24 protein-coding genes and 1 riboswitch are annotated in these 26,430 nt (G+C 64.4%); of the genes, 12 read left to right on the top strand and 12 right to left on the bottom strand.

Annotated features, from left to right (window positions below; translation table 11 throughout):
- The first annotated feature begins 149 nt into the window (after window positions 1–149).
- A riboswitch (S-adenosyl-L-homocysteine riboswitch) is annotated at window positions 150–217 on the top strand.
- A gap of 81 nt (window positions 218–298) precedes the next feature.
- Window positions 299–3,961, top strand: coding sequence for a methionine synthase (gene metH, locus AT959_RS15610; RefSeq protein WP_066886402.1), 3,663 nt, complete (start codon window positions 299–301; stop codon window positions 3,959–3,961).
- A 69-nt stretch (window positions 3,962–4,030) separates the two neighbouring features.
- Window positions 4,031–4,246, top strand: coding sequence for a type II toxin-antitoxin system HicB family antitoxin (locus AT959_RS15615; RefSeq protein WP_066884939.1), 216 nt, complete (start codon window positions 4,031–4,033; stop codon window positions 4,244–4,246).
- Window positions 4,247–4,284: 38 nt separating this feature from the next.
- Here the strand turns inward: AT959_RS15615 and AT959_RS15620 are convergent, their stop codons facing one another.
- Window positions 4,285–5,139, bottom strand: a complete 855-nt coding sequence (locus AT959_RS15620; RefSeq protein WP_066884942.1) for a hypothetical protein — start codon at window positions 5,137–5,139, stop codon at window positions 4,285–4,287.
- Between the two features lie 139 nt (window positions 5,140–5,278).
- On the opposite strand from AT959_RS15620, the gene murB reads away from it, so the two are divergent.
- A complete protein-coding gene (murB, locus tag AT959_RS15625; protein WP_066884945.1) occupies window positions 5,279–6,292 on the top strand; it encodes a UDP-N-acetylmuramate dehydrogenase in 1,014 nt (337 codons plus the stop codon).
- Here murB and AT959_RS15630 read toward each other — a convergent pair.
- Window positions 6,243–6,980, bottom strand: coding sequence for an N-acetylmuramoyl-L-alanine amidase family protein (locus tag AT959_RS15630; RefSeq protein WP_066884948.1), 738 nt, complete (start codon window positions 6,978–6,980; stop codon window positions 6,243–6,245). The genes murB and AT959_RS15630 overlap by 50 nt on opposite strands.
- A 56-nt stretch (window positions 6,981–7,036) precedes the next feature.
- On the opposite strand from AT959_RS15630, the gene AT959_RS15635 reads away from it, so the two are divergent.
- From AT959_RS15635 to AT959_RS15645, 3 genes are read left to right on the top strand one after another with little or no spacing between them, the layout of a single operon-like run.
- Window positions 7,037–7,405 carry a c-type cytochrome gene (locus AT959_RS15635; RefSeq protein WP_066884950.1) on the top strand — a complete coding sequence of 123 codons (369 nt, stop codon included), beginning with the start codon at window positions 7,037–7,039 and terminating at the stop codon, window positions 7,403–7,405.
- Window position 7,406: 1 nt separating this feature from the next.
- Complete coding sequence (locus tag AT959_RS15640; protein WP_066884953.1) at window positions 7,407–7,781, top strand: cupin domain-containing protein; 375 nt, start codon at window positions 7,407–7,409, stop codon at window positions 7,779–7,781.
- Window positions 7,782–7,812: 31 nt separating this feature from the next.
- The gene (locus AT959_RS15645) at window positions 7,813–8,382 is read left to right on the top strand and encodes a hypothetical protein (RefSeq protein ID WP_066884956.1); all 570 of its coding nucleotides are present in this window, start codon (window positions 7,813–7,815) and stop codon (window positions 8,380–8,382) included.
- A 6-nt stretch (window positions 8,383–8,388) separates the two neighbouring features.
- On the opposite strand, the gene AT959_RS15650 is transcribed toward AT959_RS15645, so the two are convergent.
- Window positions 8,389–8,727 carry a DUF1840 domain-containing protein gene (locus tag AT959_RS15650; protein WP_066884960.1) on the bottom strand — a complete coding sequence of 113 codons (339 nt, stop codon included), beginning with the start codon at window positions 8,725–8,727 and terminating at the stop codon, window positions 8,389–8,391.
- 75 nt (window positions 8,728–8,802) lie between these two features.
- Here AT959_RS15650 and AT959_RS15655 point away from each other — a divergent pair, with 75 nt between their 5' ends.
- From AT959_RS15655 to AT959_RS15670, 4 genes are read left to right on the top strand one after another with little or no spacing between them, the layout of a single operon-like run.
- Window positions 8,803–9,453: a class I SAM-dependent methyltransferase gene (locus tag AT959_RS15655; RefSeq protein ID WP_066884964.1), complete on the top strand. Its 651-nt coding sequence runs from the start codon at window positions 8,803–8,805 to the stop codon at window positions 9,451–9,453.
- A 3-nt stretch (window positions 9,454–9,456) separates the two neighbouring features.
- Complete coding sequence (locus tag AT959_RS15660; RefSeq protein ID WP_066884967.1) at window positions 9,457–10,350, top strand: ROK family protein; 894 nt, start codon at window positions 9,457–9,459, stop codon at window positions 10,348–10,350.
- A gap of 18 nt (window positions 10,351–10,368) precedes the next feature.
- Complete coding sequence (locus AT959_RS15665; protein WP_066884970.1) at window positions 10,369–11,070, top strand: MOSC domain-containing protein; 702 nt, start codon at window positions 10,369–10,371, stop codon at window positions 11,068–11,070.
- The gene (locus tag AT959_RS15670) at window positions 11,067–12,284 is read left to right on the top strand and encodes an MFS transporter (protein ID WP_066884973.1); all 1,218 of its coding nucleotides are present in this window, start codon (window positions 11,067–11,069) and stop codon (window positions 12,282–12,284) included. The genes AT959_RS15665 and AT959_RS15670 overlap by 4 nt, the downstream gene beginning before the upstream one ends.
- On the opposite strand, the gene AT959_RS15675 is transcribed toward AT959_RS15670, so the two are convergent.
- From AT959_RS15675 to rsmB, 9 genes are all read right to left on the bottom strand, one after another.
- Window positions 12,228–13,211, bottom strand: a complete 984-nt coding sequence (locus AT959_RS15675; protein ID WP_066884976.1) for a hypothetical protein — start codon at window positions 13,209–13,211, stop codon at window positions 12,228–12,230. The genes AT959_RS15670 and AT959_RS15675 overlap by 57 nt on opposite strands.
- 51 nt (window positions 13,212–13,262) lie before the next feature.
- The gene (locus AT959_RS15680; protein ID WP_066884979.1) at window positions 13,263–15,245 is read right to left on the bottom strand and encodes a primosomal protein N'; all 1,983 of its coding nucleotides are present in this window, start codon (window positions 15,243–15,245) and stop codon (window positions 13,263–13,265) included.
- A 300-nt stretch (window positions 15,246–15,545) separates the two neighbouring features.
- Window positions 15,546–16,613, bottom strand: coding sequence for a uroporphyrinogen decarboxylase (gene hemE, locus AT959_RS15685; protein ID WP_066884982.1), 1,068 nt, complete (start codon window positions 16,611–16,613; stop codon window positions 15,546–15,548).
- A 95-nt stretch (window positions 16,614–16,708) separates the two neighbouring features.
- Window positions 16,709–18,163 (bottom strand): TrkH family potassium uptake protein, encoded by a 1,455-nt coding sequence (locus AT959_RS15690; RefSeq protein WP_066884985.1) that lies wholly within the window; start codon window positions 18,161–18,163, stop codon window positions 16,709–16,711.
- Window positions 18,164–18,173: 10 nt separating this feature from the next.
- Window positions 18,174–19,607, bottom strand: a complete 1,434-nt coding sequence (trkA, locus tag AT959_RS15695; RefSeq protein WP_066884989.1) for a Trk system potassium transporter TrkA — start codon at window positions 19,605–19,607, stop codon at window positions 18,174–18,176.
- 90 nt (window positions 19,608–19,697) lie between these two features.
- Complete coding sequence (locus tag AT959_RS15700) at window positions 19,698–20,963, bottom strand: sigma-54-dependent transcriptional regulator (protein ID WP_066884992.1); 1,266 nt, start codon at window positions 20,961–20,963, stop codon at window positions 19,698–19,700.
- A complete protein-coding gene (locus tag AT959_RS15705; protein WP_066884995.1) occupies window positions 20,941–23,097 on the bottom strand; it encodes a sensor histidine kinase in 2,157 nt (718 codons plus the stop codon). Before AT959_RS15705 ends, AT959_RS15700 begins: the two co-directional genes overlap by 23 nt.
- Window positions 23,094–23,765: a DUF4390 domain-containing protein gene (locus AT959_RS15710; protein ID WP_066884998.1), complete on the bottom strand. Its 672-nt coding sequence runs from the start codon at window positions 23,763–23,765 to the stop codon at window positions 23,094–23,096. The genes AT959_RS15705 and AT959_RS15710 overlap by 4 nt, the downstream gene beginning before the upstream one ends.
- Complete coding sequence (gene rsmB, locus AT959_RS15715; protein ID WP_066885002.1) at window positions 23,728–24,987, bottom strand: 16S rRNA (cytosine(967)-C(5))-methyltransferase RsmB; 1,260 nt, start codon at window positions 24,985–24,987, stop codon at window positions 23,728–23,730. Before rsmB ends, AT959_RS15710 begins: the two co-directional genes overlap by 38 nt.
- 34 nt (window positions 24,988–25,021) lie before the next feature.
- Between rsmB and AT959_RS15720 the strand changes: the two genes are divergently transcribed.
- Together AT959_RS15720 and AT959_RS15725 are read left to right on the top strand one after the other, a co-directional pair.
- The gene (locus AT959_RS15720) at window positions 25,022–25,909 is read left to right on the top strand and encodes a S1/P1 nuclease (RefSeq protein WP_083518455.1); all 888 of its coding nucleotides are present in this window, start codon (window positions 25,022–25,024) and stop codon (window positions 25,907–25,909) included.
- Between the two features lie 9 nt (window positions 25,910–25,918).
- Window positions 25,919–26,338: an S-adenosylmethionine decarboxylase family protein gene (locus AT959_RS15725; RefSeq protein WP_066885008.1), complete on the top strand. Its 420-nt coding sequence runs from the start codon at window positions 25,919–25,921 to the stop codon at window positions 26,336–26,338.
- The last annotated feature ends 92 nt before the right edge of the window (window positions 26,339–26,430 follow it).

Raw genomic sequence — 26,430 nt, forward strand, 5'->3', positions numbered from 1 at the left:
CGGCGTGCCGCCGACCGAGGAAACCTACTTCAGCGTGCATTTCGACCTGCGCAGCGGCGGGGTCGGCAAGACCGCGAAGCGCGTCGCGATGAAAGGCTAACTAAATCAAGGCACTTGGCAGTCCGGGCGGCGACCAGTAAACTAGCAGTCCTGCCGAGGAGCGCTGCGACCCTGCAATGGGGCCAGGCTCGGCAATGATCAACGGCGCTCGCAAACCCAGCCGGTTTGTGGCGCCGTTTGTTTTTGCGGTGCCCCCGGTGTGTTTTCTGGTTTTTGCCGATTTGCCGAGGTGATCATGATTCAAGCCGACCGTACCGCCGAACTTTCCGCCCTTCTTGAGCAGCGCCTGCTCGTCCTCGACGGCGCCATGGGCACCATGATCCAGCGCCACGGCCTGCAGGAAGCCGATTACCGCGGCACGCGCTTCGCCGCCCACCCGCACGACCTGAAGGGCAACAACGACCTGCTGGTCCTGACCCGGCCCGATATCATCGGCGGCATTCACCGCGAGTATCTGGAAGCCGGCGCTGACATCCTCGAAACCTGCACCTTCAACTCGACTGCCGTGTCGCAGGCCGACTACAACCTGTCGGAGCTGGTCTACGAACTGAATTTCGAAGGCGCCAAACTGGCCCGCCTGCTGTGCGACGAATTCACCGCCGCCAACCCGGCCAAGCCGCGTTTTGTCGCCGGCGTCCTCGGCCCGACCAGCCGCACCGCCTCGATCTCGCCGGACGTCAACGACCCCGGCTACCGCAACGTCACGTTCGACGAACTGGTTGGCAATTACATCGAAGCAATTACCGGCCTGGTCGAAGGCGGCGCCGACATCCTGCTCGTCGAGACGGTGTTCGACACGCTGAACGCCAAGGCCGCGCTGTTCGCCATCGAAACTTTCTTCGACCGTGCCGGCCGCCGCTGGCCGGTGATGATCTCGGGCACCATTACCGACGCCTCCGGCCGTACGCTGTCCGGCCAGACCGCCGAAGCTTTCTGGAATTCGCTGAACCATATCCAGCCGCTGTCGTTTGGCCTGAACTGCGCGCTCGGCGCCAAGGAGTTGCGCCAGTATATCGAGGAGCTGTCGCGCGTCTGCGATTGCTACGTCTCGGCCCACCCCAACGCCGGCCTGCCCAACGCCTTCGGCGGCTACGACGAGACGGCCGAGATGCTGGCCGACGAGATCGAAAGCTGGGCGAAGACCGGCATCGTCAACATCGTTGGCGGCTGCTGCGGCACCTCACCCGAGCACATCGCGGCGATCGCCGAGCGGGTGGCTGCGGTCAACCCGCGTAAATTGCCGAAAATCGAGAAGAAGCTGCGCCTGTCCGGCCTCGAACCGTTCAACGTCGGCGCCGATTCGCTGTACGTCAATGTCGGCGAGCGGACCAACGTCACCGGCTCGAAAGCCTTCGCCCGGATGATTCTCGAAGGCCGCTTCGACGACGCGCTGGCCGTCGCCCGCCAGCAGGTCGAGAACGGCGCCCAGGTCATCGACATCAACATGGACGAGGCGATGCTCGACTCGCTGGCCGCGATGGACAAGTTCCTCAAGCTGATCGCCTCCGAGCCGGACATCTCGCGGGTGCCGATCATGATCGACTCGTCGAAGTGGGAAGTCATCGAGGCCGGCTTGAAGTGCATCCAGGGCAAGGGCATCGTCAATTCGATCTCGATGAAGGAAGGCGAAGCCAAGTTCCTCGAACAGGCCAAACTCGCTCGCCGCTACGGCGCCGCGGTCATCGTCATGGCCTTCGACGAAAAGGGCCAGGCCGACACCTTTGCCCGCAAGACCGAGATTTCCAAGCGCGCCTACGACCTGCTGCTGAGCATCGGCTTCCCGGCCGAGGACATCATCTTCGACCCGAACATCTTCGCCATCGCCACCGGCATTCCGGAACACGACAACTACGCCGTCGATTTCATCGAGTCGGTGCGCTGGATCAAGCAACACCTGCCGCACGCCCACATTTCCGGCGGCGTCTCCAACGTTTCCTTCAGCTTCCGCGGCAACGACCCGGTGCGCGAGGCGATCCACACCGTCTTCCTCTACCACGCGATCCAGGCCGGCATGACCATGGGTATCGTCAATGCCGGCATGCTCGGTGTGTACGACGACCTCGAGCCGGAACTGCGAGTCAAGGTCGAGGACGTCGTATTGAACCGCCATCCGGGCGCCGGCGAGGCACTGGTCGACTTCGCCCAGACCGTCAAGGAAGGCAAGGCCAAGGACAGCGGCCCGGATCTTTCGTGGCGCGAACAGTCGGTCGAAAAGCGCCTGGAACACGCCCTCATTAAAGGCATCACCGATTTCGTCGTGGCCGATACCGAGGAAGTGCGCGCCCAGCTCGAAGCCGCCGGCAAGCCGCCGCTCGCCGTCATCGAAGGCCCACTGATGGCCGGCATGAACCACGTCGGTGACCTCTTTGGCGCCGGCAAGATGTTCCTGCCGCAGGTCGTCAAGTCGGCCCGCGTCATGAAACAGGCAGTCGCCCACCTGCTGCCCTACATCGAAGCGGAAAAGAGCCGCACCGGCCTGGGTAGCAAGGGCAAGATCCTGATGGCTACCGTTAAAGGCGACGTGCACGACATCGGCAAGAATATCGTTGGCGTCGTCCTCGGCTGTAACGGCTACGACGTCGTCGACCTCGGCGTCATGGTCTCCTGCGACAACATCCTGAAGGCGGCGCTCGAACACCGTGTCGATATCATCGGCCTGTCCGGCCTGATCACCCCGTCGCTCGAGGAAATGGCCCACGTCGCCAGCGAAATGCAGCGCCTGAACATGAAGCAGCCACTGCTGATCGGCGGCGCGACGACCAGCCGCGCCCACACCGCGATCAAGATCGCCCCCAATACCGAAGGTGCCGTGGTTTACGTGCCGGACGCCTCGCGCGCCGTCGGCGTCGCCACCAAGCTGTTGTCCACCGACCAGCGCGCCGGCTACATGGCCGAAATCGTTGCCGAGTACGAAACCGTGCGCGCCGAGCATGCCGGCCGCAAGGGCGCGACGCTAGTCACGCTGGCCGAAGCCCGTGCCAACCGTTTCACGTGGAACCAGCCCTACACGCCAGTAGCACCGAAGCAACTCGGTTTGCAGGCGATTGACCTCGAACTGGAAGACCTCGCGCTGTTCATCGACTGGTCGCCCTTCTTCCAGAGCTGGGATCTGGCCGGCCGCTACCCGGCCATCCTCGAAAACGAGGTGGTCGGCGAAACCGCCCGCCAGCTGTTCGCCGACGCCAAGGCGATGCTCGACAAAATCGTCGCCGAGAACTGGTTGACCGCCCGTGCCGTCTTCGGCCTCTACCCGGCCAAGGCCGAGAATGAAGACATCATCATTTATAGCGACGAAAGCCGGACCACCGAGCTGACCCGCTGGGTCGGCCTGCGCCAGCAGCACAAGCAACCGAAGGGCCGCTTCAATGTGGCGCTGGCCGATTACCTCGGCGACCACGACTACGTCGGCGCCTTCGCCGTCACCGCCGGCCTCGGCATCGACGCCAAGGTGGCCGAGTTCGAAGCTGCCAACGACGACTACTCGGCAATCATGCTCAAGTCGCTGGCCGACCGCCTGGCCGAAGCCGCCGCCGAGTGGCTGCACATGCGAGTGCGCACTCACTACTGGGGGTATGGCGCCAATGAGGCGCTCGACAACGAGGCGCTGGTCGCCGAGCAATACCAGGGCATCCGCCCCGCCCCCGGCTACCCGGCCTGCCCCGACCACACCGCCAAGCGCGAACTGTTCGCCCTGCTCGACGCCCCGGCCAATGCCGGCATGCAGCTCACCGAGTCCTGCGCGATGACGCCGGCCGCCGCCGTCTCCGGCTTCTACATCGGCCATCCGGCGGCTGCCTACTTCGCCATTCCGAAGATCGCCCGCGATCAGCTGGAAGACTGGGCGGCGCGCAAAGGCATGTCACTGAAGGATGCCGAATACTGGCTGGCGCCCTTGCTGTAATCGCCTAATCCCTGCACGGCAGGACGCCGACCGGCATCCTGCCCGCCAAACCATTGAACCGATAGCACCATGAACGAACCCGCACCCTTCAAAATCAAATACGAGGTCTATCCCGAAGACGGGATTTTTGTCGCGCGCTGCCTGGATCTTCCGATCAGCAGCGACGGCGCCACCGAAGAAGAAGCCCTCGCCAACCTGCAGGAAGCGATCGAGCTGTACGCAGAACGCAATGCCGAAGCGCTGATCCGCAAGCTCGAAGAACAAGACGAAGACGACGAGGAATAGCCGGCCGCCGACGGCCGGCTTTCCGGCGAGCCAAATGCTCAGAAGCGGAAGTTCGCCCCCAGGGCAAAGCCGCCCAGTTCGATCTTGTGCAGCAGCTTGTCGTCATCCTGGCCGTAGGCGAGATGACGGTAATCGAGCCGGACGTCGCCCCACTTGAAGGCATAGCCCAGGCCGCTCGCCACCTGCCAGGTATAGGCCGAACCATCACCGCCGAAGTCGGCGTAGTACGGAACGAACCAGTCGCTCTGCCCCAGCTTGAAGCGGCCCTTGGCACCGACGATGAAAGTCGTGATGTCCTGCGACTTCCTGGCGCTGCCCGAGCGATTGAAGTTCATCGTGCTGTTCGGCAGGCTAACGGCAGCATTGAGATTCCACGAACTGCTGACTTCCAGATCCAGGTAGCGGAAGCCGGCCAGCACATCGAGGCTGACTGCCGGTTCGCTGATCAGCGCATAGCCACCGGCCAGGGTCCACACCGAGCCTTTGAAGGACGAGTTGGCGTTGCCGCCAATCTGCGTCGTCGAGACATTGACCGGCCCCGAGCCGGGATTGAAGTCGACACTCTTGACCTTGCTCTCGGTATTGCCGAGGTCGAGATAGACGAAATCAGTCGCCACCAACCACGGCCCCTTGCGCGCCTCGCCGGCAATCATCAGCATCATCTGGATACTGCTCAGGACATCGTTTTCGTCGGCATCGACGTTGGCCGAAGCCGTCCCCCCGGCCGGCGGGCCGTACTTCAGGTCAGCCTTGACGCCAGGCAGCCAGAGATAGGGCATCACCGAGAACTGCCAGCCGCCGGCCGGCTCCTGGGCACTGGCCGCAACCGGCAGCAACAGGCCGGCCAGGGCTGCCGAAGCAATCGAAACAGTTTTTGAAAGCACAGTAGTCATGTGACGAATTCTCCTGTTGGCCCGCTATTTCGAATATGAATCGCAGATATTGGCAGTGTAATGCCGAGATCGCCAGGCAAGCGGATTCCTCCGTCGCAAAGCAAGCAAACTCAGTTGAAATCAACGAAAATGCCACGCCATGAACCTGCAACAAAACGTCGACCTCTGCCCCTTCAACACCCTCGCCCTGCCCGGCCGGGCGGCCCGCTACCAAAAGATCACCGCCCCCGGCCAGCTGACAGCCCCCGAGCTGCGCGCCGCCCGCCGCTTCATCCTCGGTGGCGGCAGCAATCTGGTGCTGACCGGGGATTTCGACGGCCTGGTGCTGCACATGGCGATTCCCGGCAAGCGCCTGCTGCGCGAGGATGCCGAGGCCTGGTATGTCGAGGCGGCGGCCGGTGAGAACTGGCATGACTTCGTACAGTGGACGCTGGCCCAGGGCTGGCCGGGGCTGGAAAACCTCAGCCTGATTCCCGGCCTGGTCGGCGCCGCGCCGATCCAGAACATCGGCGCCTACGGGCTGGAAGTCGGCGAACTGCTGCATTCGCTGAGCGCCTGGGATTTTGAAAATCAGGCTTTTTTGACCGTCGACCGCAAGGATTGCCGTTTTGCCTACCGCGACAGCCTGTTCAAGCAAGAAGGCTGGCATTTGAGCGGCCGGCTGGCCATCGTATCGGTGATTTTCCGCCTGCCGAAAGCCTGGCAGGCCAATATCCGCTACGCCGATGTCGCCCAGGAACTGGCCAGCCAGGCCATCGGCACGCCGACGCCGCAGGACATCGCCGCCGCGATCAGTGCCGTGCGCCAGCGCAAGCTGCCCGACCCGGCGCTGATCCCGAACAGCGGCAGCTTTTTCCACAACCCGGTGGTCAGCCCGGCCCAAGCCGCGACGCTGGCCGCCGAGCACCCCGGCCTGCCGCGCTATCCGCAGGCCGACGGCCGGGTCAAGCTGGCCGCCGGCTGGCTGATCGAGCAGGCAGGCTGGAAAGGCAAGGCGCTCGGCCCGGTCGGCATGTACGAAAAACAGGCCCTGGTCCTGGTCAACCACGGCGGTGCTCGCGGCGACGACGTCAAACGGACGATGGCGGCGGTGCAGGCCGCGGTCAGGGCGAAGTTTGCGGTGGATCTGACGCCGGAACCGATATTTCTCTGACCGACAGGCAGGCCGCGATGCCGGTCGCCACGGCGTCGGCCATCCGCGCCTGGCGTTCCGGGTCGCGCAGTTCCAGCTCCTCCTCGCGGTGCTTGATGACGCCGGCCTCGAACAGCACGGCCGGCAGCGTCGTCCGGTAGAGCACCACCAGATTGTCGTAATACCAGACGCCATTCTCGGCATCGGCCGCCAGGTGCCGGCGACCATGCCAGGTGGAAGGCACGAAGCCGGCCCGGCGCAGCATGGCGCCAATGGTCGAAGCGCAGCGCAGGCTGGTCGACAGGTCCGGATTCTGCGCCGAGACGAAAATGCCGTAACCGCGCTTGACCTCGGTGTAGCTCGCCTCGCGGCCATCCCAGTCCCAAAACTGCAGCCAGGCTTCGCTGATCGAGTCGTGGTGGATTGAAATGAAGAAGTCACTGCCCCTGGCCTGAGCCGGCCGCGCTGCCAGGCTGCCGATATCGCCGGCGAAGTTTATTTCGGCGACGCCCAGTTGCCGGCTGCGCAGCGCGTCGGCGAGCACGCCGGCAAAGACCTGGTTGAATTCGAATTCCGGGCGGCCGCGGGCACTCAGCGCACCGCTATCCTTGACGCCATGGCCGACATCGACGGCGACCAGGGCCGGCGCGGCGAGTGCGGCGGTCGACCAGAGCAAGAGGGCAAAAATCGTCGGGCGGAGGAAAGGCATGCGCAAATTATCGCGGCAATTTAAGATACGCGCCCGACCATAGCCGAGATTTGCCGATGCGTCCGCTCCTAGCCCTGCTTGCCATGATTGCCCTGCCCGCTCTCGCCGAAGACAAGAACGGGGCCGAGGTTTATGAATCGACCTGCAAGGAGTGCCACGGCGACGGCAAACTGAATGCGCCGCGGCTCGGCGACAGCAAACGCTGGGGCGGGCTGGTTCGCGAAGGCCTCAACGAACTGGTGCCAACCGCCCTGCGTGGTATCCGCCAGATGCCAGCGAAGGGCGGCAACCCGGCCCTGAGCGATCTCGAAGTCGCCCGTGGCGTCATCTTCATGGCCAATGCCGGCGGCGGCAAATTCAGCGAACCGACGCCGGCCGATATCGCCCGCTGGCGCAAGAAAGCCGATGCCAGCAAGAAGAAATGAGATGCCGCAACTGACCATTTTCGCCACCGCCAACCCGGAACCGAGCTACGACCGACCGCGCCCGGAGCGCCTGCTCGCCGGCAATCCGCTGCGCACCACGCACCAACACTTTCTCGCCCCTGGCGGCGACCTCTCGGCCGGCATCTGGGCCTGCGAACCGGGCGCCTGGCAGATCGCCTTCGCGCCCGGCAAGGACGAATTTTTCTGCGTCATCGAAGGTCGCCTGCGCATTACCGATGCCCAAGGCAAGGCCAGCGAGTTCGGCCCGGGCGACGCCTGTGTCATTCCCGGCGGCTTTACTGGCACCTTCGAAGTCCTGCAGGCCGTCCGCAAGCACTACGTCGTGCTGGAACGTCCAGCCGGAAGTGCGCTATAGTTTTTCGCCTGACCACGGAGCAAACCCCATAATGACCGAGCCTTCCAGCCTGCCGCGCGGCACCAGCGCCCACATGCCCGACCTGAACTGGAGCCAGGTCCGCGAAACGGTGCTGATGCTGGAACTGGCGGCGATGCAGATCGAGTCGGCGATGAAGGACAGCAACAGCTCGGTCGAAGTGCTGACCAACTCCTTCACCACCATGGCCGGCTACATGCAGACCATCTCCGACACCATCCAGACCCTGCCCGACGACGGCGCGGTCGGCCAGGCCAAGCAGAACCTGGGCGGTGTGTCAGAACACGTGTTGAGCATGGTGCACCAGGCGATCATCGCCTTCCAGTTCTACGACAAGCTGGTTCAGCGCCTGGCCCACGTCGGCCTCAGTCTCGGCGAACTGAGCGACCTGGTGGCCGATACCGGCCGCCTGTTCAATCCGACCGAATGGGTCGGCCTGCAGGGGCGGATCAAGGCCAAGTACTCGACCCGCGAGGAAATCGCCATGTTCGACGCGGTCATGCAGGGCATGCCGGTACAACAGGCGATCGAGCAGTTCATGGCCGACATGAAAGAGAAGAGCGACGATATCGAGCTCTTCTGAGGCGACTCAGAAGTCGGCGGCGGCGCTCCACACGATGTGCGCATCGGGGCCGGAACGCGCCGTCCGCTCCAGCATGTCGATCAGCGGCCAGGCCCGCTGACGCAACACGATCACTGGCTCCTTCTTCTTTTTCAGTTCTTCCTCTTCGTCCTCGTCGACCGGCGGCGCCGCCTCCTCCGAGCGCTGCACGGCCTGGCGCAAGGCATCGGCGGCCGGCTGCATCTCGGCCTGGGTGAACGTCCCACGCTTGGTCGTTTCCTTGCCGATGGCCTCGAGCAGCATCTTGGCCGTTTCGGCGAACATCAGGACTTCGCTTGTTTCGCTTGATTCGAAGGTCACTAGCATATTTTTTCCTTGGCTTTTTCCCGGTTGTCAGAGCGCCCGGCCTTCGTGCACAATGGATCGGGTGGGAGACAAATCATGAAAACTAATATTACTGCGAATCCCCTGGAGACGGGGACCGATGAACTGGAGCGCTATGCGCTCGAAGAATGCAACAAGCGGCAACGGGTCGAGCACCGGGTTTCGGTACTCATCCTGCCAGCCGGCAAAGGCGGACTGGCCGTCAAGTTTGCCGGCCTCGGCGCCCAGGTCACGGTAGTCGACGAAGAGTCACGCCGCCAGGACATCGAAGGCCGCGTTCTCGCCGCCGGACTGCGCGACGAAATCCACTTTACCGCCGGCTCGCTGACCGAACTACCGGAAAAGCTGCGCGGCGAAGCCTTCGACATCATCGTCATTCGCCGCGGTCTGTGCGGCATGCGCTACGGCGAGGCGCGCCAGGTCGTGCGCCAGTTGATGCGCCGCCTGAAAATCGGCGGCAAGCTCTACCTGTCGATCCTCGGCCTGCATTCCGAACTGAGCGAAGCCTATGCCGGCTCGGAAGCACCGATCGACCAGCGCTTTGCCGAACTGGCCCCGGCCATGATCAGCAAATACGGCATCCGCGGCCCGGTCTGCCTCTATAGCGAACGCAACCTGTTCATGCTGCTGCTCGAAGCCGGGGCCAGCGTGCTGCGCACGCTGACCACCACCTACGGCAACGTCAAGGGCATCGCCGTCCGCGTCTGATCCGTGCGTCTCGGTATCGACCTCGGTGGCAGCAAGATCGAAATCATCGCCCTCGGTGACGACGGGCAGGCGTTGCTGCGCCGGCGCGTCGCCACGCCGCAGGGCGATTACCCGGCAACGCTGCAGGCGGTGGCCGGACTGGTCGCCGCGGCCGAAAGCGAACTCGGCCGACGCGGTACGCTCGGCATCGGCATTCCCGGTACCGAGTCGCAGACCAGTGGTTTGATCAAGAATGCCAATTCGACCTGCCTGATCGGCCAGCCGCTGCGCCAGGATCTGCAAAGCCTGTTGCGGCGCGAGGTTCGGCTGGCCAACGACGCCAACTGCTTTGCGCTGTCGGAAGCGATCGACGGCAGCGGCCGCGACGCAGAAATCGTCTTCGGGGTCATTCTCGGCACCGGCGTCGGGGGTGGCATCGTCGTCCGCCAGCAGGTGCTGAGCGGGGCCAATGGCATTGCCGGCGAATGGGGACACAACCCCTTGCCGCTGCCCGATGCCGCCGACCTGCCGCTGCCGCCCTGTTATTGCGGCCGGGCCGGCTGTGTCGAAACCTACCTTTCCGGCCCCGGGCTGAGTGCCGACCACCGGCGCCACGCCGGCGCAACGCTGAGCGCCGAACAGATCGAACAGCGCGCGGCGGCCGGCGATGCCGCCTGCGAAGCGACCCTGCAGCGCTACGAAGAACGCCTCGGACGGGCGTTGGCCGGCATCATCAACGTCCTCGACCCGCAGATCATCATCCTCGGTGGCGGCCTGTCGAAAATGCAACGCCTCTACCGCAACCTGCCGGAGCGCTGCGGTCCACACGTATTTTCCGACGTTTTTTACAACAAGATCCTGCCCCCGGCGCATGGCGATTCCTCGGGGGTACGCGGCGCTGCCTGGTTGTGGAATTGATGGCAAAATCCGGCGACCATGGCAAACATCTCCCTTTTCATCGGCGGCATCCGGCCGCTGCCTGAGTCCGGTCGGCCGACCGGGATCTACAAACAAGCCGTCAGCAGCGCTCTCGAACTCGGTCCGGAAGGCTTCGTCGGCGATCAGCAGGCCGACCGTCGCGTGCACGGCGGCCCTGAAAAAGCTGTGCACCTCTACCCGAGCCGCCATTACGCCCGGCTTGCCGCACGCTTCCCGGCAGCTGCCCCGCTGCTCGTGCCGGGCAGCCTCGGCGAAAACATCGCCACTACGGAGCTCGACGAAAACGACGTCCGCCTCGGCGAAATCTGGTACCTCGGCACGGCCCGGCTACAAGTCTGCCAGCCGCGCAGCCCGTGCTGGAAAATCGACGAACGCTTTGCCTGCGACGGCATGGCCGCCTTCATTGCCGAACAGCGGCTGACCGGCTGGTACTGGCGAGTCGTTACGCCCGGCCGGGTCGCCCCCGGCGACTGCCTGGAACGCGAAAGCGAGGCCAGTGCCCCGACCCTGGCCGCCGCCATGCAACTGTGGCAGGCCCACCGCCCCGACCCGGCCGCCCTCGCCCAACTGGCGGCGACTCCGGGCATTGCGCGGCACTGGCAACAGAAAATCGAACAGCGGCTCGCCTGGCTCCGCCAGAACCCGGAACAAACACCGTCCCCGGTCAAGGCGTTCCACGTGAAACCGGAGAACCTGTGATTCCCCCTGCCTCCCGCAAGCTGTGGCTCAGGCTTTTTGTGCCTTTTGCCGCCGGCTATTTCCTGTCCTACCTGTACCGCACGGTCAATGCCGTGCTTGGCCCGGTTCTCGCCCGCGAATTGAGCCTCGGCGACAACGCCCTCGGCCTGCTGACCAGTACCTATTTCCTCGCCTTCGGCATTGCCCAGTTACCGCTCGGCATGCTGCTCGACCGTTTCGGCCCACGCCGCGTCGAGGCCGGCCTGCTGCTGCTTGCCGCCGCCGGCGCCGCCACCTTTGCGCTGGCCGATGAACTGGGCGGCCTGGCGATCGGCCGCGCCCTGATCGGCCTCGGCGTCTCGGCCTGCCTGATGGCCTCCTTCAAGGCTTTTGCCCAGTGGTTCCCGCCCGAACGCCAGGCCTCGCTGACCGGCCTGATCATGGCGGCCGGCGGGCTCGGCGCACTGACCGCGTCAAAACCGCTCGAACTGGCCCTCGGCTTTGCCAGCTGGCGAGGCATCGCCCTCTCCCTGGCCGCCACCACGCTGCTGGTCGCCGCCCTGCTCTGGTTTCTCGTCCCGGACAAGGCCAGCGAAACCAAGGGAGCCGGCTTCGCCGAGCAACTGGCCGGCGTCAAAAGCATTTTCTCCAGCGCCCATTTCTGGCGTTATGCGCCGATGGGTTTCTGCTTCACCGGCGGCTTCATGGCCGTCCAGGGCCTCTGGGCCTCGCGCTGGATGATGGTGCTGGAAGGCATGGACGGCGCGGCAGTGGGCAGCCGGCTGACGCTGATCAGCGGCGCCATGCTGGCCGGTTTCCTGTTCATGGGTTTCTTCGCGACGGCGCTGGTGCACCGCGGCATCAAGCTGGAAAAAATCTATCTCGGCGCCATGCTGCTCGCCCTCGCCTGCTTCGCGCTCATCACCAGTCAGCCGACCCTGGCCGGCAACCTGCTGTGGCCGGTGCTTGGCGCCTGTTTCTCGCTCTCCAACATTGCCTATTCGCTGGTCGCCCAGGCCTTCCCGCCGGCGATGTCGGGACGTGCCAATACCGCGCTCAACCTGCTGGTCTTTGCCGGCGCCTTCGGGCTGCAATGGGGCATCGGCGTCCTGGTCGACCTGTTGCAGGCTAATGCCTGGGCCGGCGACGCGGCTTTCCGCGCCGCCTTCTGCAGCCTGTTAGGCGCTCAGGTTCTGGCGCTCGGCTGGTTGCTGCGCCCCAACCGCCGGACTTGAGATGGCGAGGTCGACCTGCTGCAGCGAGCCGGCCGCCCCCGCCTCGCTGAGATAGAGCCCGGCCGAGCGGATCTGGCCGAGCAATTCGTTGTCGGCGGTTTTTAGCGAAAACGGGGCGTCCACCGCAGCGGTATACAAGGCGCCGACGCCGCGCGAGGCGAGCGAGCCGAACTGGTCGCCGGACCAGATGGCGAGCTGGTTCCAGGCGCTATCGCCTTCATCGATCCAGCCATTATGGTCGCTGTCGAGCTGGCTGAGATCGGCGAAACCGTTGCCGCTGGCGACGCCGAACAACTCGCTGCCATTGTCGGCCTTGCCGTTGCCATTGCGGTCGAAGACGAGAAAACCGCTACTCGCGCCAAGGCCGGGAATCTCCTCAAGCGTGCCATCGCCGTTGAGATCGAAGGCCATGCGCTCTTCGGTCAGTTCACAGGAATTGCCGTCGAAGCTGAGGACCAGCGGGTCGCGCAACTGGACGCTGGCGGATTCACTGGTCGTTTTCCGGCTGCTGTAGTCGCGGGCCAGATCGAGCGAGTAGTCGAAAGCGATCGACCGGCCATCGGCGGTTTTTACCGTGCCGCTGCCGCAGACGCTGGTCCGTTCCGATTCGGAAATGCATTCAGTCACCGTGCGCTGCCAGCTGATTTCCCGCGTCCGCGTCGGCAATTCGGAATCGACCGGCAAAGTCTCCGGAGCGGCAAGGTTTTCCTTGCATTTCTTGCCGTCGATTGCCGCCAGAATGGCATCGACCAGTTGCTGCAACAGTTTTTGCATGCGCTCGCGGGCGGCAACTTCGTCTTCGCGGCTCTCCGCGGCGAGGCTCTTGAACAATTGCCGGAAGTCCTGCACCGTGGTCGTTTCCAGCGTCTGGCTATACTGTGCCTCGTGGGTCGCCGCCAGTTGTACCGTCGATTCCTGGATTCTCATGTTGCACTCCTTGCCAAGTTTGGAATGACTCCATTGCAAGGGGCGTGCCGGTCAGAACTCGAAAGGGTCGACCTCGATATGCCAGCGCAATTTGGACGGCGCCTTGATCCCCGCAATCGCCTCCCGCCAGCACGGCAGGAAGGCCTGCAAGGCCGGCCGGGAATACGATTCGGCAAGCAGTTGGCCGCGCTCTAGATTGGCCAGACGGGCCATTTTCATCGGGATCGGATCGTAGATCAGGATGTTTTCGTGCTCGGCGATCACCGGCAAGGCCGCAGCGGCCTGCAGGAAGGCGATCGAATCGGCCATCTCCGGCGCCTCGGCGCGCAGCATGGCCTGGAAGGCATAGGGCGGGAAACCGGCCTGCTCGCGTTCCTTGAGCAGGGTCGCGGCGAAACCGGGGTAGTCGTGGGCGACCAGCGCCGCATAGAGCGGGTGATCCGGGTACTCGGTCTGGATCAGCACCTCGCCCTTCAGCTCGGCCCGCCCGGCCCGCCCGGCAACCTGCATCAACTGGGCAAACAGCCGTTCCGGTGCCCGCCAGTCGGCAGCGAACAAGGCCGAGTCGGCGCCGAGCACGCCGACCAGCGTCAATTTTGGGAAATCGTGGCCCTTGGCCAGCATCTGGGTACCGACCAGGATATCGGCCTCGCCGCCATGAATGCGCTCGAGCATCACTTCCCACTGCTTGCGGCTCTTCACCGAGTCGCGGTCGACGCGCAGGATACGGGCTTCCGGAAACTGCTCCTTCAGCCAGTCTTCGAGGCGCTGCGTGCCGCGCCCGAAGGGGTGGATGTCCTGGTTGCCGCAGGTCGGGCAGGCTTTCGGGACGCGGTGTTCGCAGCCGCAGTGGTGACAGCGCAGGCGACGGTCGGCCAGGTGCAGCACCATGTTCGCCGCGCAACGCGTGCAGCGCGAGATCCAGCCGCAGGCCGGACAGGCCAGCACTGGCGCATAGCCGCGCCGGTTGAGAAAGACCAGGCTTTGCTCGCCGCGCGCCAGGCGCTCCTTGATGCCAGCCACCAGCGCCGCGCTGACGCCCTCCTGCAAGGCCATTTTGCGCGTATCGAGTACGTGCACCGCCGGCAACGAGGCTTCCGGATTGGCCCGCTCGTGCAGGGTAAGCAGCCCATAGCGCTTGCTCTGCGCGTTGGCCCAGGACTCCAGCGACGGCGTCGCCGAACCGAGCAGGATCGGGATGCCGAGCTGATGGGCGCGAAAGACCGCGACATCGCGCGCCGAATAGCGCATGCCGTCCTGCTGCTTGAAGGATGGGTCGTGTTCCTCGTCGATGACGATCAGGCCGAGCCTCGGCAACGGCGTGAAAATCGCCAGCCGGGTGCCGAGCACGATGCTTGCCTCGCCGGCAAAGGCGGCCCGCCAGTTGCGCTCGCGCGCCGCCTCGGCCAGTTCGCTGTGCAACGAGACGACGCCGGTATCCGGAAAACGCGCCCGCACCCGGCCTTCGAGTTGCGGCGTCAGATTGATTTCCGGGACCAGCAGCAGAACCTGCTGGCCAGCGGCCAGCGCCCGCTCGATCAGGCGCAGGTAAACCTCGGTCTTGCCGCTGCCGGTGACGCCATGCAGCAAATGGGCTGCAAAGCCGGCGGCCGGGTCGATCGCATTGACGGCAACCGCCTGCTCTTCGGTCAGCTCGGGCGCAGCGACAGGCGGCGTCGACTTGGCCGCCCGGGTATTGCGCCGGGTCGGTGGATCCAGGCGTTTCAGGCCGACCGGCAAAGCCTGCAGCAGCACTTCGCCAAAGGGCGCCTGGTAATAGGCACTGGCGAATTCGCACAGGCGGAAGAAATCGGCCGGCAACGGCGGCAGGTCGCGCAGGATTTCGCCGGCCGGCTTCAACTGGGCGAGCGGCCAGTCGCTACCATCCTGAACATCGACGATGACCCCCAGCCGTTCGCCCCGCCCGAACGGAACCCGGACGCGCAAGCCGATCTCGGCGGTCGACGCCGCCTCGGCGACATAATCGAACAGCCGATGCAGCGGCAAATCGAGGGCAACGCGCAAGACGGGCATGGCTGGAGCGGGGAGTGCCTTCAGTAGTCGAAAACGGGGATCAGGCCCCCGGCCGGCCGGGGGCTGCCGGGCTTGTCCACAAAAGCTGTGGATAACTTTGTGGATTGCTTTCGATTGTTGCCGCTAAGTAACCGTCCCGTAAGGAGTTTGTTACTTTGCCGAAATATTGTGCAACTGCGAATATTGTTTATATTCAATACTTTAAACAAACGCGTTGCTGTCAAGGGGTTTTCCGGACTTTTTCTTCGTGAAAGGCAAAGCGCTGTGTATAAGTCAGGCTTTGCCCCTCACTTATCAATATTACTTACGTAATAGGCGGCTGTGCGAATGGACGGCGTCGACCAGCGCGGTGACGCTTTCCGGCGGCGTGAATTGCGAAATGCCGTGACCGAGGTTGAAAACGTGGCCGGTATTGCCCGGGCCGTAGCTGTCGAGCACCTTCTTCGCTTCGGCGGCAACGACTTCCGGGCCGGCGAACAGCACGTTCGGGTCGAGGTTGCCCTGCAGCGCCACCTGGCCGCCGACGCGACGGCGCGCTTCGCCGATGTCGATGGTCCAGTCGAGGCCGACCGCATCGCAGCCGATGGCGGCGATCTTTTCCAGCCACAAGCCACCGTTCTTGGTGAACACGATGCTCGGAATGCGCTGGCCGTCCTTTTCCTTCTTCAGGCCGGCGACGATGCGCTGCATGTATTGCAGCGAGAATTCCTGGTAGGCCGCATTCGACAGCGAACCGCCCCAGGTGTCGAAAATCATCACGGCCTGCGCGCCACTGTCGATCTGGGCGTTCAGGTAGGAGATTACCGAGTCGGCGGTCACCGACAGGATCTTGTGCAGCAGGTCCGGGCGGTTGTACATCATGCCCTTGATATGGCGGAAATCACTCGACCCCTGGCCTTCGACCATGTAGCAGGCGAGCGTGTACGGGCTGCCGGAGAAGCCGATCAGCGGCACCGAGTTGTCCAGGGCGCGGCGGATTTCGGCCACCGCATCCATCACGTAGCCGAGGTGCTCGTAGGGGTCCGGCGCGGTCAGGTTGTTGATCGCCCATTCCTCGCGCAGCGGGCGCTCGAAACGCGGCCCCTCGCCTTCGGCGAAATAGAGGCCGAGGCCCATCGCGTCCGGCACGGTCAGGATGTCGGAGAACAAGATGGCGGCGTCGAGGTCGTAGCGGGCCAGCGGCTGTAGCGTCACTTCGCAGGCCATGGTCGGCGACTTGCACAGGTTCAGGAAGTTGCCGGCCCGTTTGCGGGTTTCGCAGTACTCGGGCAGGTAACGGCCGGCCTGGCGCATCAGCCAGAGCGGTGTGTAGTCGGTCGGCTCTTTGAGCAGGGCGCGCAGGAAAGTATCGTTTTTGGGTCGGCTCACGTCGGACTCCGCCAGAAAATTCGGAAAGGCGAGATTATCCGCCTTTCCCCGGCTGCGGTCACTTGCGCTGCATCAGGAAAAGCTGGAAGAAGCGGCTATTTGCGCCAGAAAGCCGGCGTCAGCACGACCAGCAAGGTGAATATTTCCAGGCGGCCGAGCAGCATGGCGAAGATGCAGATCCAGGTCTGGAAGTCTTCCAGCACTTCGTAGGTGGTCGATGGCCCGACCACGCCGAGGCCCGGCCCGGTGTTGTTGATGCTGGCGACGATGGCGGTGAAGGCTGAGACGATGTCGAGGCCGGTGAAGGCCATCAGCAGTGTCAGCGAGGCAATGCTGACCATGTACATGAAGGCGAAGGCGAGCACCGCGAAGAGAATCGGCTGCGGCGCCACCTGGCCACCGATGCGGACGTTGTACACGGCGCTCGGGTGCATGGCACGCAGCAGTTCGCGGTAGACCTGCTTGTAGAGCACCAAGGCCCGAATCATCTTGATGCCGCCGCCGGTCGACCCGGCGCTGGTCACGAAACTGGACAGGAACAGCATCCACAGCGGAGCGAAGATCGGCCACTGGGCAAAATCGACGCTGGCAAAGCCGGTCGTTGTCGCGATCGAGACCAGATTGAAGGCGGTATGGCGCACCGCCGTATCGAGATCGGGGTAGGCGCCGTCCTTCCAGATATAGATCGCCACTGCCATGATACTGAGCAGCGTGATGCCGAGGAACCAGCCGGCTTCCGGATCGCGCAGATAGGGGCGTAGCGAGCGCCCGTTGACGGCGAGGAACAGCGTGCCGAAATTCATGCCGGCAATCAGCATGAAGAGGATGGCCACCGCTTCGATGGCTGGCGAATTGAAAAAGCCGAAACTGGCATCGTGGGTGGAAAAGCCGCCCAGCCCCATCGTTGAAAAGGCATGGCAAACGGCATCGAACCAACTCATGCCGGCCCATCGGAAACCGAGGATGCAGGCTATGGAGACTCCGAGATAGACCAGCCACAAGCCTTTCGCCGTCTCGGCGATGCGCGGCGTCAGCTTGGCGTCCTTCATCGGCCCCGGCGTTTCCGCCTTGAACATCTGGCGGCCGCCGATGCCGAGCAGCGGCAGGATGGCGATGGCCAGCACGATCAGGCCCATGCCGCCGACCCAGACCAGCTGGTGGCGCCACAGGTTGACCGACATCGGCAGCGTATCGAGGTTGGCGAGCACCGTCGAACCGGTCGTCGTCAGCCCGGACACCGTCTCGAAATAGGCATCGGTATGACTGATGCCCAGCTGCAGCATCAGCGGGATGGCAGCAAAGGCCGGCAGCACCGTCCACACCAGCACGACCATCAGGAAACCGTCGCGGATGTTCAGCTCGCGCTTGCAATTGCGGTAGCGGTACCAGAGAAAGGCACCGCACAACATGGTCAGCAGAAAGGCCTCGTCGTAGGCGGTTTGCGCCCCGTCGTTGGTAACGTAGGAAACGATCAGCGGCGCCAGCATGGTCAGGCCGAAGAGCATGACGATCATGCCCAGCGCGCGATAAACGGGAGCGAAGCGCGTCATGGTCGACCTCTCAAAGGAAGTGGAAACCCACCTGGAACAGCTTTTCGACCTTCTTGACCAGTTTCTTGCGGGTACAGAAGACGATGACGTGGTCTTCCGCCTCGATCAACGTATCGTGGTGCGCGATCACCACTTCGCCGTGCCGGGTGATCGCCGTCCAGTCGTCGGTCTGGCCGACGATGACAGCCTGCTCGAAATTGCGGACGACGGCCGCCACCGTGACGCCGCTCGGCCAGTCGATCTGGTCGATGCGCTTGCCGACCACCTTCGAGGTCTTGGCATCGCCGTGGGCAACGATTTCCAGCGCCTCGGCCGCGCCGCGGCGCAGCGAATGCACTTCGGCAACATCGCCCTGCCGAACATGGGCGAGCAAGGTGCCGATCGAGACCTGGGCCGGCGAAATACCGATGTCGATCGGCCCGCCTTCGATCATCTCGGCATAGGCCCGGCGGTTGATCAGCGCCACCACCCGCTGGCAGCCGAGCCGCTTGGCCAGACTGCCGGACATGATGTTGTCTTCGTCGTCATTGGTCAGCGCGAGGAAGAGATCCATCTCGGCAATGTTTTCCTGTTCCAGCAACTCCTCGTCGGTGGCATCGCCGAGCAGGACCAGCGCATTGTCGAGTTCGTTGGCCAGCACTTCGGCACGCTCCTTGCGGCCTTCGATGACCTTGACCTCGTAGCGTTTTTCCAGCGTTTTGGCCAGCCGGATGCCGATATTGCCGCCGCCGGCGATCATGATCCGCTCGACCGGCCGCATCATCCGCCGCAGCTGGCGCAGCACCGGCCGGATATGTTCGGCCGCGGCCAGCAGGAAGACCTCGTCGCCAGCCTCGACGACGGTATCACCCTCGGGAAAGACCGGCTGGTCGCGGCGAAAAATGGCGGCGATCCGGGCATCCATTTCCGGCGGCAGATGCTCGCGCATCTGCTTGATCGGCTGGCCGACCAGCAAACCGCCTTCATAGGCGCGCACCGCCACCAGGCTCACCCGGCCCCGGGCGAAATTGAGCACCTGCAAGGCTTCCGGGAATTCGATCAGGCGGCAGATGTAATCGGTAATCACCTGTTCCGGGCAGAGCGCGAAATCGACCGCGAAATTCTCCTCCGACAACAGGCCGGCATCTTCGAGAAAGTCACGCGACCGTAGGCGGGCGATCCGGGTCGGCACATTGAAGACGCTCTGCGCCAGCTTGCAGGCCACCAGATTGCTCTGGTCGCTCTGCGTCACCGCAATGATCATGTCGGCATCTGCCGCCCCGGCCTCGCGCAGCACGCTCGGCGTTGCCGCATTGCCGACCACGGCGCGCAGGTCCAGCTTGTCCTGCAGGGCCATCAGGCGCACCCCGTCGCTATCGACGACGGTGATGTCGTTTTCTTCGGAAACCAGACCTTCCGCCACGCTGGCGCCGACCTGGCCGGCGCCGAGAATGATGACTTTCATGCAACCCCCGTTGTTGACCGCCAGGATCTCCGGCCTCGGCTGCTCTGCATCCCGGAAGGCTCCCCCAAGCCTACCGCTGGCCGAGCGGCCTTATTCCTCGCTGCGCTTGCCGAGTTTTACATCAAGTTGCTTCAACTTGCGGTACAGGTGCGTCCGCTCCAGGCCGGAACGCTCGGCCAGTTTGGTCATATTGCCACCCTCCAGCCGCAGGTGGTGCTCGAAATACAGTTTTTCGAAGGCATCGCGCGCTTCGCGCAAGGGCTGTTCGAGCAGCGGCAACAGCGAGGCCAGTTCGCGGCTGCCGCCCTCGTCACGCGGCATGACGCGGGTCACGTCGTCGGCCGAAATCTCTTCGTCGAGCGCGGTCAACGCCAGATTGCGCACCAGGCCGTAGAGATCGGTCCAGCTCGCTTCCGGCAGGTTTTTCCAGGGCAACGTGCGCAAGGCGTTGAGCGCCCCGGTCGAAAAGCGCCGCGGCTGGACTTCGCCGCGTTCGACGAAATTGGTCAGCAGCAGGCTGGCGATCTCCGGCAATTCGTCGGCATGGCCGGCCAGCGACGGCATGGCAATCCAGATCTCGCCGAGGCGGGTGACCAGCTTGTTATCCCAGCCGGCTTCGAGCAAGGCTGGTAGCGGCCGGGCAATGGCGGCGACCAGTTGCAAATTGAGCTTATCCAGGCGGTCGACCGCATAGGCCAGATTCATTTGCTGCATTTTGCCGAGGGCCGACAGATCGGGCACAAACAGCAGGCCGCCGCTGACTTTCTCCAGCATCTCCTGGGTCAGCGCACTGCTCACGCTGGACAGGTCTAGCCACGGGGCGCGCGGCGGTTGCAGCGTGCGGGCGCAGATTTCCGCCATGCCGCCGGTCGCCCCCTTGAGCAGCAGCAAGGGCGACTTGGCAGCCGCCTGCTCCAGACGCCGCTTGAACTCCTTGACGAAGGCGGAGCGACCAAAGGCTTCCAGGGTCAGCGGCAGGCGCTGCGGCGGCGCATCGTGCTTGAGCGCCTTCTGCACCGTCGACAGCAGCTTCTGCAGCGCGATCGGCTTTTCCAGGAAATCGAAAGCGCCGAAGCGGGTCGCCTCGACCGCGGTATCGATCGTGCCGTGTCCCGACATCATCACCACCGGCATGTTCAGATGGCCGCCGGCATGCCATTCCTTGAGCAGGGAAATGCCGTCGGTATCCGGCATCCAGATGTCGAGCAGGACCAGATCGGGGCGCAGTTCAAGGCGGACCTGCCGGGCTGCCGTGGCGTTTTCCGCCAAGCGGACGTCGTAGCCCTCGTCGATCAGGATTTCCGAGAGCAGTTCGCGAATGCCGACTTCGTCGTCAACGACCAGAATGATTGCCATTTTTGGCTTCCTCTTCTTTCACCAGGGGCAGGCGGATATCGATCCGCGCACCACCCTCCGGTGCATTGCTGATTTCAATGGTGCCCAGGTGTTCTTCGACAATTTTCTTGACGATGGGCAGGCCAAGGCCGGTACCGCGTGCCTTCGTCGTGACATAAGGTTCGAAGATGCGTGGCAGCAGTTCGGCCGGAAAGCCGGGGCCGTTGTCGGCGATCTGCAACCGGGCGCAACGGCCGGCCGTTTCGGTGGAAATCTCGATGCAGGTCTCGCCCCGCCCTTCCAGCGCATCTTCGGAATTGCGCAGCAGATTGTGGATGATCTGCCGCAATTGGGTCGCGTCGCCGAGCACCGGCGGCAGATGTTCGGCCAGCCGGGTTTCGATACGTGCCGACGAGCTTTCGTAAAGACCAAGCACCTCGCCGATCAGCCCGTTGAGGTCGAGCGGCGCCACTTCCGGAGCCGGCATCCTCGCGTAGTCGCGGAAGTCGTCAACCATCCGCTTCATCGCCTGCACCTGGTTGATGATGGTTTGCGTGCCCCGGGCCAGCATGTCGGCGTCGCCATTGGCCAGCTTGCCGGCCAGCTTGAACTGCAGGCGCTCGGCCGACAGCTGGATCGGCGTCAGCGGATTCTTGATCTCGTGGGCCAACCGACGGGCGACTTCACCCCAGGCCGCGCTGCGCTGGGCGGCGATGATCCGGGTCACATCGTCGAAGACGACGACATCGCCGCCGCCGCTCGCTTCCGGCAGGCGCGAGCCGCGCAGCAACAGCACCTGCGGCATGCCGTTCGGCCGCTCGAGTTCGAGCTGGCCTTGCCATTCGGCTTCTTCGGTGCTGGCGAAATGTTCGCGGATGAACTGACCCATGATGCCCTGACGCGGCCAATTTTCGACCGATTCGCCGATCAGCCCGGAGAAATCGTCGTTCAGGATGGTCAGCGCCCCTTCGTTGATGGTGCGCAGCACGAAGCGACGGTCGAAAACCAGCACCCCAGCCGACAGATTGGCGAGGATCGATTCGAGATAGCCGCGCGCCGACTCCAGTTCGGCCCGGTGGCGCTCGGTTTCGCGCCGGGCATCGTCGAGCTGGCGGGTCATCTGGTTGAAGGACTGGGTCAGGATGCCCAGTTCGTCGCCGCTGTAGATCGCCTGGCGCGGTGAAAAGTCGCCCTGCGCCACCGCCTGCGTCCCTTCGGCCAAAATGTAGAGCGGCGCCGCCAGCCGGCGGGCCATCACGTAGGCCAGCGCGAAGGCGCCGAACAGCGCGACGAGCACGGTCAAGGTCAGGGTCAGCGCGTAAATCCGGGTCAGCCCCTGACGGGCCAGCTGCAATTCCTGGTAATCGCGATAGACCGCCTGTACCGCATCGGCGTCGTGCGCCAGGCTGGGCGGCACCGGATGGGTCAGTTGCAGGATGCGCGGCTCCTCGAAGACGTCGCGCGCCGCCACCGCAACCAGCACGCGCAGGTAGAGCTTGCCGCCCTCACCTTCGACCGAGGTCACGGCGCGCGAACTGCGCGCCTGCTTGAGCTGGCTCTGGCTCGGCAGTTCGGGCAGCAGGCTGCTCAGTTCGCTGGTCGCGCTCGACAGCAACTGGCCGCCGACCGAGAACAGTGCCGCCGACTGGACGCCCTTTTCCTCGCGCAAGCGGAGCAGCGCCGAGCGCCGCGATACTTCCTTGATATCCGACAACTCGGTGGCCATGCTGTGCGCCTTGTCGCTGAGATCGGCGAGCAGCGAATCGAGCGCCGAGCGGCCGAGTTGCAGGCCGGATTCGAGCGCCTTTTCGACGCGCACGTCGAACCAGCTTTCGATCGAACGAGTAACGAACTGCACCGAGACGCCATAGACCAGCGCCCCGGGCAGCACGGCGATGACCCCGAACATCAGCATCAGGCGCAGCTTGAGGCGGGCACCGAAGACCTGCGCCTGATAGTCACGCCACAGCGAACGCAACTGCCAGCCGACCAGGCCGACCATGCCGACGGCCAGCACGATGTTCAGGCCGATCAGCAGCGGGTAGTTGCGGGAAAAAATGACGGTGTCGGCCGCCGTCGACATCAGCAGCAGGAACCAGAGTATGCCGCCGACTGCCGCTGCCAGAGCCCCGCCTATGGCGACAAAACGCTTCACTTGGCCTCCGCCGGAAGCGGCTGGGGCGTTACCGCCGCCGGAGCCGGACTGGGCGCCGCAACCGGCAGCGCAACCGGCAGGACTGCCGGCCACAGCTTCCAGTCCGAATTCAGGCTCCACTCCTTGTTGCCGAGCGCGGAGATCTGGAAGGGGCGCGGCAACTGGGTGATGTCGAGGCGCAGGCGCAGCGCCGCCTGATAAGGTTCGCCAGGGCGCACCGTCTTGTCTGCCTTGTCGATAACCAGCCAGTTGCGCAGGTGCGACAGCATGCGCAGCGCTTCGGACAGGGTCGAAAAAGACTGGTGCAGGGCGCCGGTGGACAACCGATATTGCCGGGTCAGCGCATGGTAGGAGAGCCGGAAAGTCTGGCTGCGCGTGCCGAGTTTTTCATCGAGCCAGTACCAGCGCGGTCGGGAAAGTTCGAAATCAACCACAAAATGCAGCACGACGCCTTTGGTCACCGCCTCTTCCAGGCGCGGATTCAGGTCGAAATTGAAATCGGCGGCCAGAATGTAGCCGTCGTCGCCCAGCGTGATTTGCGGATTGGCGATCTCGATCTCGGCGGTCAACGCTACCGCTGGCACGAAAAAGAGCAGCGCCAGCCAGCAGCGCAAACTCAGTCGCAGCTGGTCAAGAAAGCTTTTCGAGCAGGCAGTAGAAGAAGCCATCGTGTTCGGCAGTCGGTAAAAGCTGTTCCTCATGGCAACGGCGGGCCTGCGGCTGGCGGGCGAGAAAATCGTCGATCTGCAGGCCATTTTCGGCCGGGAAGACCGAGCAGGTCGCGTAAAGCAGTTTACCCCCGGGCCGGACGACCTGCCACAAGGCGTCGAGGATGCGCGACTGGGCCGCGGCAAAACTGGCGATGTCGGTTTCCCGGCGCAGCCACTTGGCATCCGGATTACGGCGCACGACACCGCTCGCCGTACACGGCACATCGGCCAGCACCGCATCGAAGGGCTCGCTGTCCCACCAGGTATTCAGTTTGGCGCAATCGGCAGCCTTGATCGCGGCGCTCAGGCCTAGGCGGGCCAGATTTTCAGTCACCCGCTTGCAACGTGAGGGTTTCAGATCGAGGGCCAGCAGATCGAGTTCTGCCCGCTCCAGCAGATGCGCCGTCTTGCCGCCTGGCGCGGCACAGGCATCAAGGACCCGACTGCCCGGGCGCGGGTCGAGCAGGCTGGCGGCCAGTTGGGCGCCGGGGTCCTGCACCGAAACCAGGCCATCGGCAAAACCGGGCAACCGGTCGACCGGCACCGGCTTGTCGAGCGCCAGCCCGGCCTCGCCGACCGCCGTCGCGGCAATTCCTGCGGCCGCCAGCCGGGCCTGATAGTCGGCCCGCTGGCAACGCCGCTGATTGACGCGCAACGCCATCGGCGGCGCTGCGTTGCCGGCGGCGACGATGGCCGGCCAGTCTGCCGGATAAGCCGCCTGCAAGCGGGCCAGCCACCAGTCCGGGTGCTGGAACTGGGCGACCGGATCTTCCACCAGCGCGGCCGTCAAGGCCGTCTGCTGGCGCAGGAAGTTACGCAGCACACCATTGACCAGCGGGCGCAAATGCCCTTCAGCCAGCTCGCCGGCCGCGCTGACGGCCTGATCGACCACGGTATGCGCGGCATCGGGCCGCGTTTCCAGCCGGTAGATGGCGACCAGCAACAGGGCTCGCACTTCCGGCTCGGCCAGCGGCTTGCTGAGCAGGCGACCGAGGAAGAAATCACCCCGGCCATAGCGGCGCAGGCTGCCATAGACGAGATCCTGCACGGCCGGCCGGGCTACCGGGTCGACGCGGGCGAGCAGGCCGTCGGCCAGGCTTTGCCCGGCGAAAACGGCAGTGTTGATGCGGGCGGCTTGCAGCAGGGCAAACCCCAGGGAATTGGGCGGCAGTCTGGACATAGGCCGCGATTATCGCACGGGGCATAATGCCGCCATGCGCCGAATGCTCATTGCCCTGTCCCTTCTGCTGGCCGCCCCCCTGGCACAGGCCTGGAACGCAGCCGGCCACCGGCTGACGGCGGCCATCGCCTGGCAGCAGCTATCGCCGCGCACGCAGGCAGTCATCGCCGAGGCACTCAGTCAGCATCCGGACCACCTGCGCTGGCGCGACCGGGCGCGCAGCGACGAAGCCGGCGCCCTCTTTGCCGAGGCAGCGACCTGGCCGGACGATATCCGCAACGACCCACGCTTTTACGACGAGCAGCGCGAACCGGCGACGCCGCCTCTACCCGGCCTGAGCGACACGGCACGCCACAAGCGTTGGCATTACGTCGACCTCGGCGCCGACGGCAAACCCCGCAAAGGCGAACTGGACAAGCAGATCGAGCGACTCAGCCGAGTCCTGCGGTCGACGGCCCAAATCGAGCAAATTTCCTACGCCCTGCCCTGGCTCATTCACCTGGTCGGCGACATCCATCAGCCGCTGCATGTCGGCCGCCATGACGATGAAGGCGGCACCGAACTGGAAATCGAGAACCCGTTCAACAAGCGCCTACCGTTCACCAGCCTGCATGTTTACTGGGACGACCTGCCCGGCCCGCCCTGGCTGCGCGGCAAACGACTGGACAATAACGCCGCCCGCCTGCTCGACACCTACCCGGCTCCGGCCCAAGGTACGGTCGCGCAATGGCGGGACGAAAGCCACCGCCTGCTCGCGGCGGCCTATCCGCCGGCGACCGGCAGCCTGTTGCCGATCGTCAGTGAGGAGTTTCACCAGCAGGCGCGCGCCATTGCCCAGCGCCGCCTGGTCGAAGCCGGCTACCGCTTGGGCCGTTTGCTGGAAAGCATTTTCGCCCAGCGCGTTTCACGTGGAACGTCATAAAATCACGCCATGCACGGAATCCACCTCATTGCCGACCTGCACGACTGCCGTTGTCCACCGGGCTTCTTGCTCGATGGTCCCGGCCTTGAGGTGTTTTGTGTCGAAGCCTGCACGCGGCACGGTCTGACCGTCGTCGGCCGCCTGTTCCATCCATTTCGCGATGCCCACGGCGAGGCCGCCGGGGTCACCGGCACCGTCGTCCTCGCCGAGTCCCACCTCGCGCTGCATACCTGGCCGGAAATCGGCGCGGTCACCCTCGATGTGTACGTCTGTAATTTCAGTGGCGACAACAGCGAAAGCGCCCATGCCCTCTTCCGCGACGTCATCGCCGCCTTTGCCCCGGCCCGAACCGAGCGCATCGAGGTCAAACGCGGCCAGCTTGGCATTCGCGAGCAGATCATCGACCCAGCCCCGCCCGACCCGGCGTAGCAACCGGCTGCTACCCGCCGCCCGGCAATTCTCCAGACAATGCATGACAGCGCCCCGGCATTTCCGCCAGGCGCCGAACGACAACCAAGGAG

It is taken from the genome of Dechloromonas denitrificans (assembly GCF_001551835.1).
Lineage (GTDB): Bacteria > Pseudomonadota > Gammaproteobacteria > Burkholderiales > Rhodocyclaceae > Azonexus > Azonexus denitrificans.

Bases quoted from the DNA above. Each gene is read 5' to 3' on its own strand.
- AT959_RS15615 (WP_066884939.1), top strand. From the start codon at position 4,031: ATGAACGAACCCGCACCCTTCAAAATCAAATACGAGGTCTATCCCGAA.
- AT959_RS15620 (WP_066884942.1), bottom strand. From the start codon at position 5,139: ATGACTACTGTGCTTTCAAAAACTGTTTCGATTGCTTCGGCAGCCCTG.
- murB (WP_066884945.1), top strand. From the start codon at position 5,279: ATGAACCTGCAACAAAACGTCGACCTCTGCCCCTTCAACACCCTCGCC.
- AT959_RS15630 (WP_066884948.1), bottom strand. From the start codon at position 6,980: ATGCCTTTCCTCCGCCCGACGATTTTTGCCCTCTTGCTCTGGTCGACC.
- AT959_RS15635 (WP_066884950.1), top strand. From the start codon at position 7,037: ATGCGTCCGCTCCTAGCCCTGCTTGCCATGATTGCCCTGCCCGCTCTC.
- AT959_RS15640 (WP_066884953.1), top strand. From the start codon at position 7,407: ATGCCGCAACTGACCATTTTCGCCACCGCCAACCCGGAACCGAGCTAC.
- AT959_RS15645 (WP_066884956.1), top strand. From the start codon at position 7,813: ATGACCGAGCCTTCCAGCCTGCCGCGCGGCACCAGCGCCCACATGCCC.
- AT959_RS15650 (WP_066884960.1), bottom strand. From the start codon at position 8,727: ATGCTAGTGACCTTCGAATCAAGCGAAACAAGCGAAGTCCTGATGTTC.
- AT959_RS15655 (WP_066884964.1), top strand. From the start codon at position 8,803: ATGAAAACTAATATTACTGCGAATCCCCTGGAGACGGGGACCGATGAA.
- AT959_RS15665 (WP_066884970.1), top strand. From the start codon at position 10,369: ATGGCAAACATCTCCCTTTTCATCGGCGGCATCCGGCCGCTGCCTGAG.
- AT959_RS15675 (WP_066884976.1), bottom strand. From the start codon at position 13,211: ATGAGAATCCAGGAATCGACGGTACAACTGGCGGCGACCCACGAGGCA.
- AT959_RS15680 (WP_066884979.1), bottom strand. From the start codon at position 15,245: ATGCCCGTCTTGCGCGTTGCCCTCGATTTGCCGCTGCATCGGCTGTTC.
- AT959_RS15690 (WP_066884985.1), bottom strand. From the start codon at position 18,163: ATGACGCGCTTCGCTCCCGTTTATCGCGCGCTGGGCATGATCGTCATG.
- trkA (WP_066884989.1), bottom strand. From the start codon at position 19,607: ATGAAAGTCATCATTCTCGGCGCCGGCCAGGTCGGCGCCAGCGTGGCG.
- AT959_RS15700 (WP_066884992.1), bottom strand. From the start codon at position 20,963: ATGGCAATCATTCTGGTCGTTGACGACGAAGTCGGCATTCGCGAACTG.
- AT959_RS15710 (WP_066884998.1), bottom strand. From the start codon at position 23,765: ATGGCTTCTTCTACTGCCTGCTCGAAAAGCTTTCTTGACCAGCTGCGA.
- rsmB (WP_066885002.1), bottom strand. From the start codon at position 24,987: ATGTCCAGACTGCCGCCCAATTCCCTGGGGTTTGCCCTGCTGCAAGCC.
- AT959_RS15720 (WP_083518455.1), top strand. From the start codon at position 25,022: ATGCGCCGAATGCTCATTGCCCTGTCCCTTCTGCTGGCCGCCCCCCTG.
- AT959_RS15725 (WP_066885008.1), top strand. From the start codon at position 25,919: ATGCACGGAATCCACCTCATTGCCGACCTGCACGACTGCCGTTGTCCA.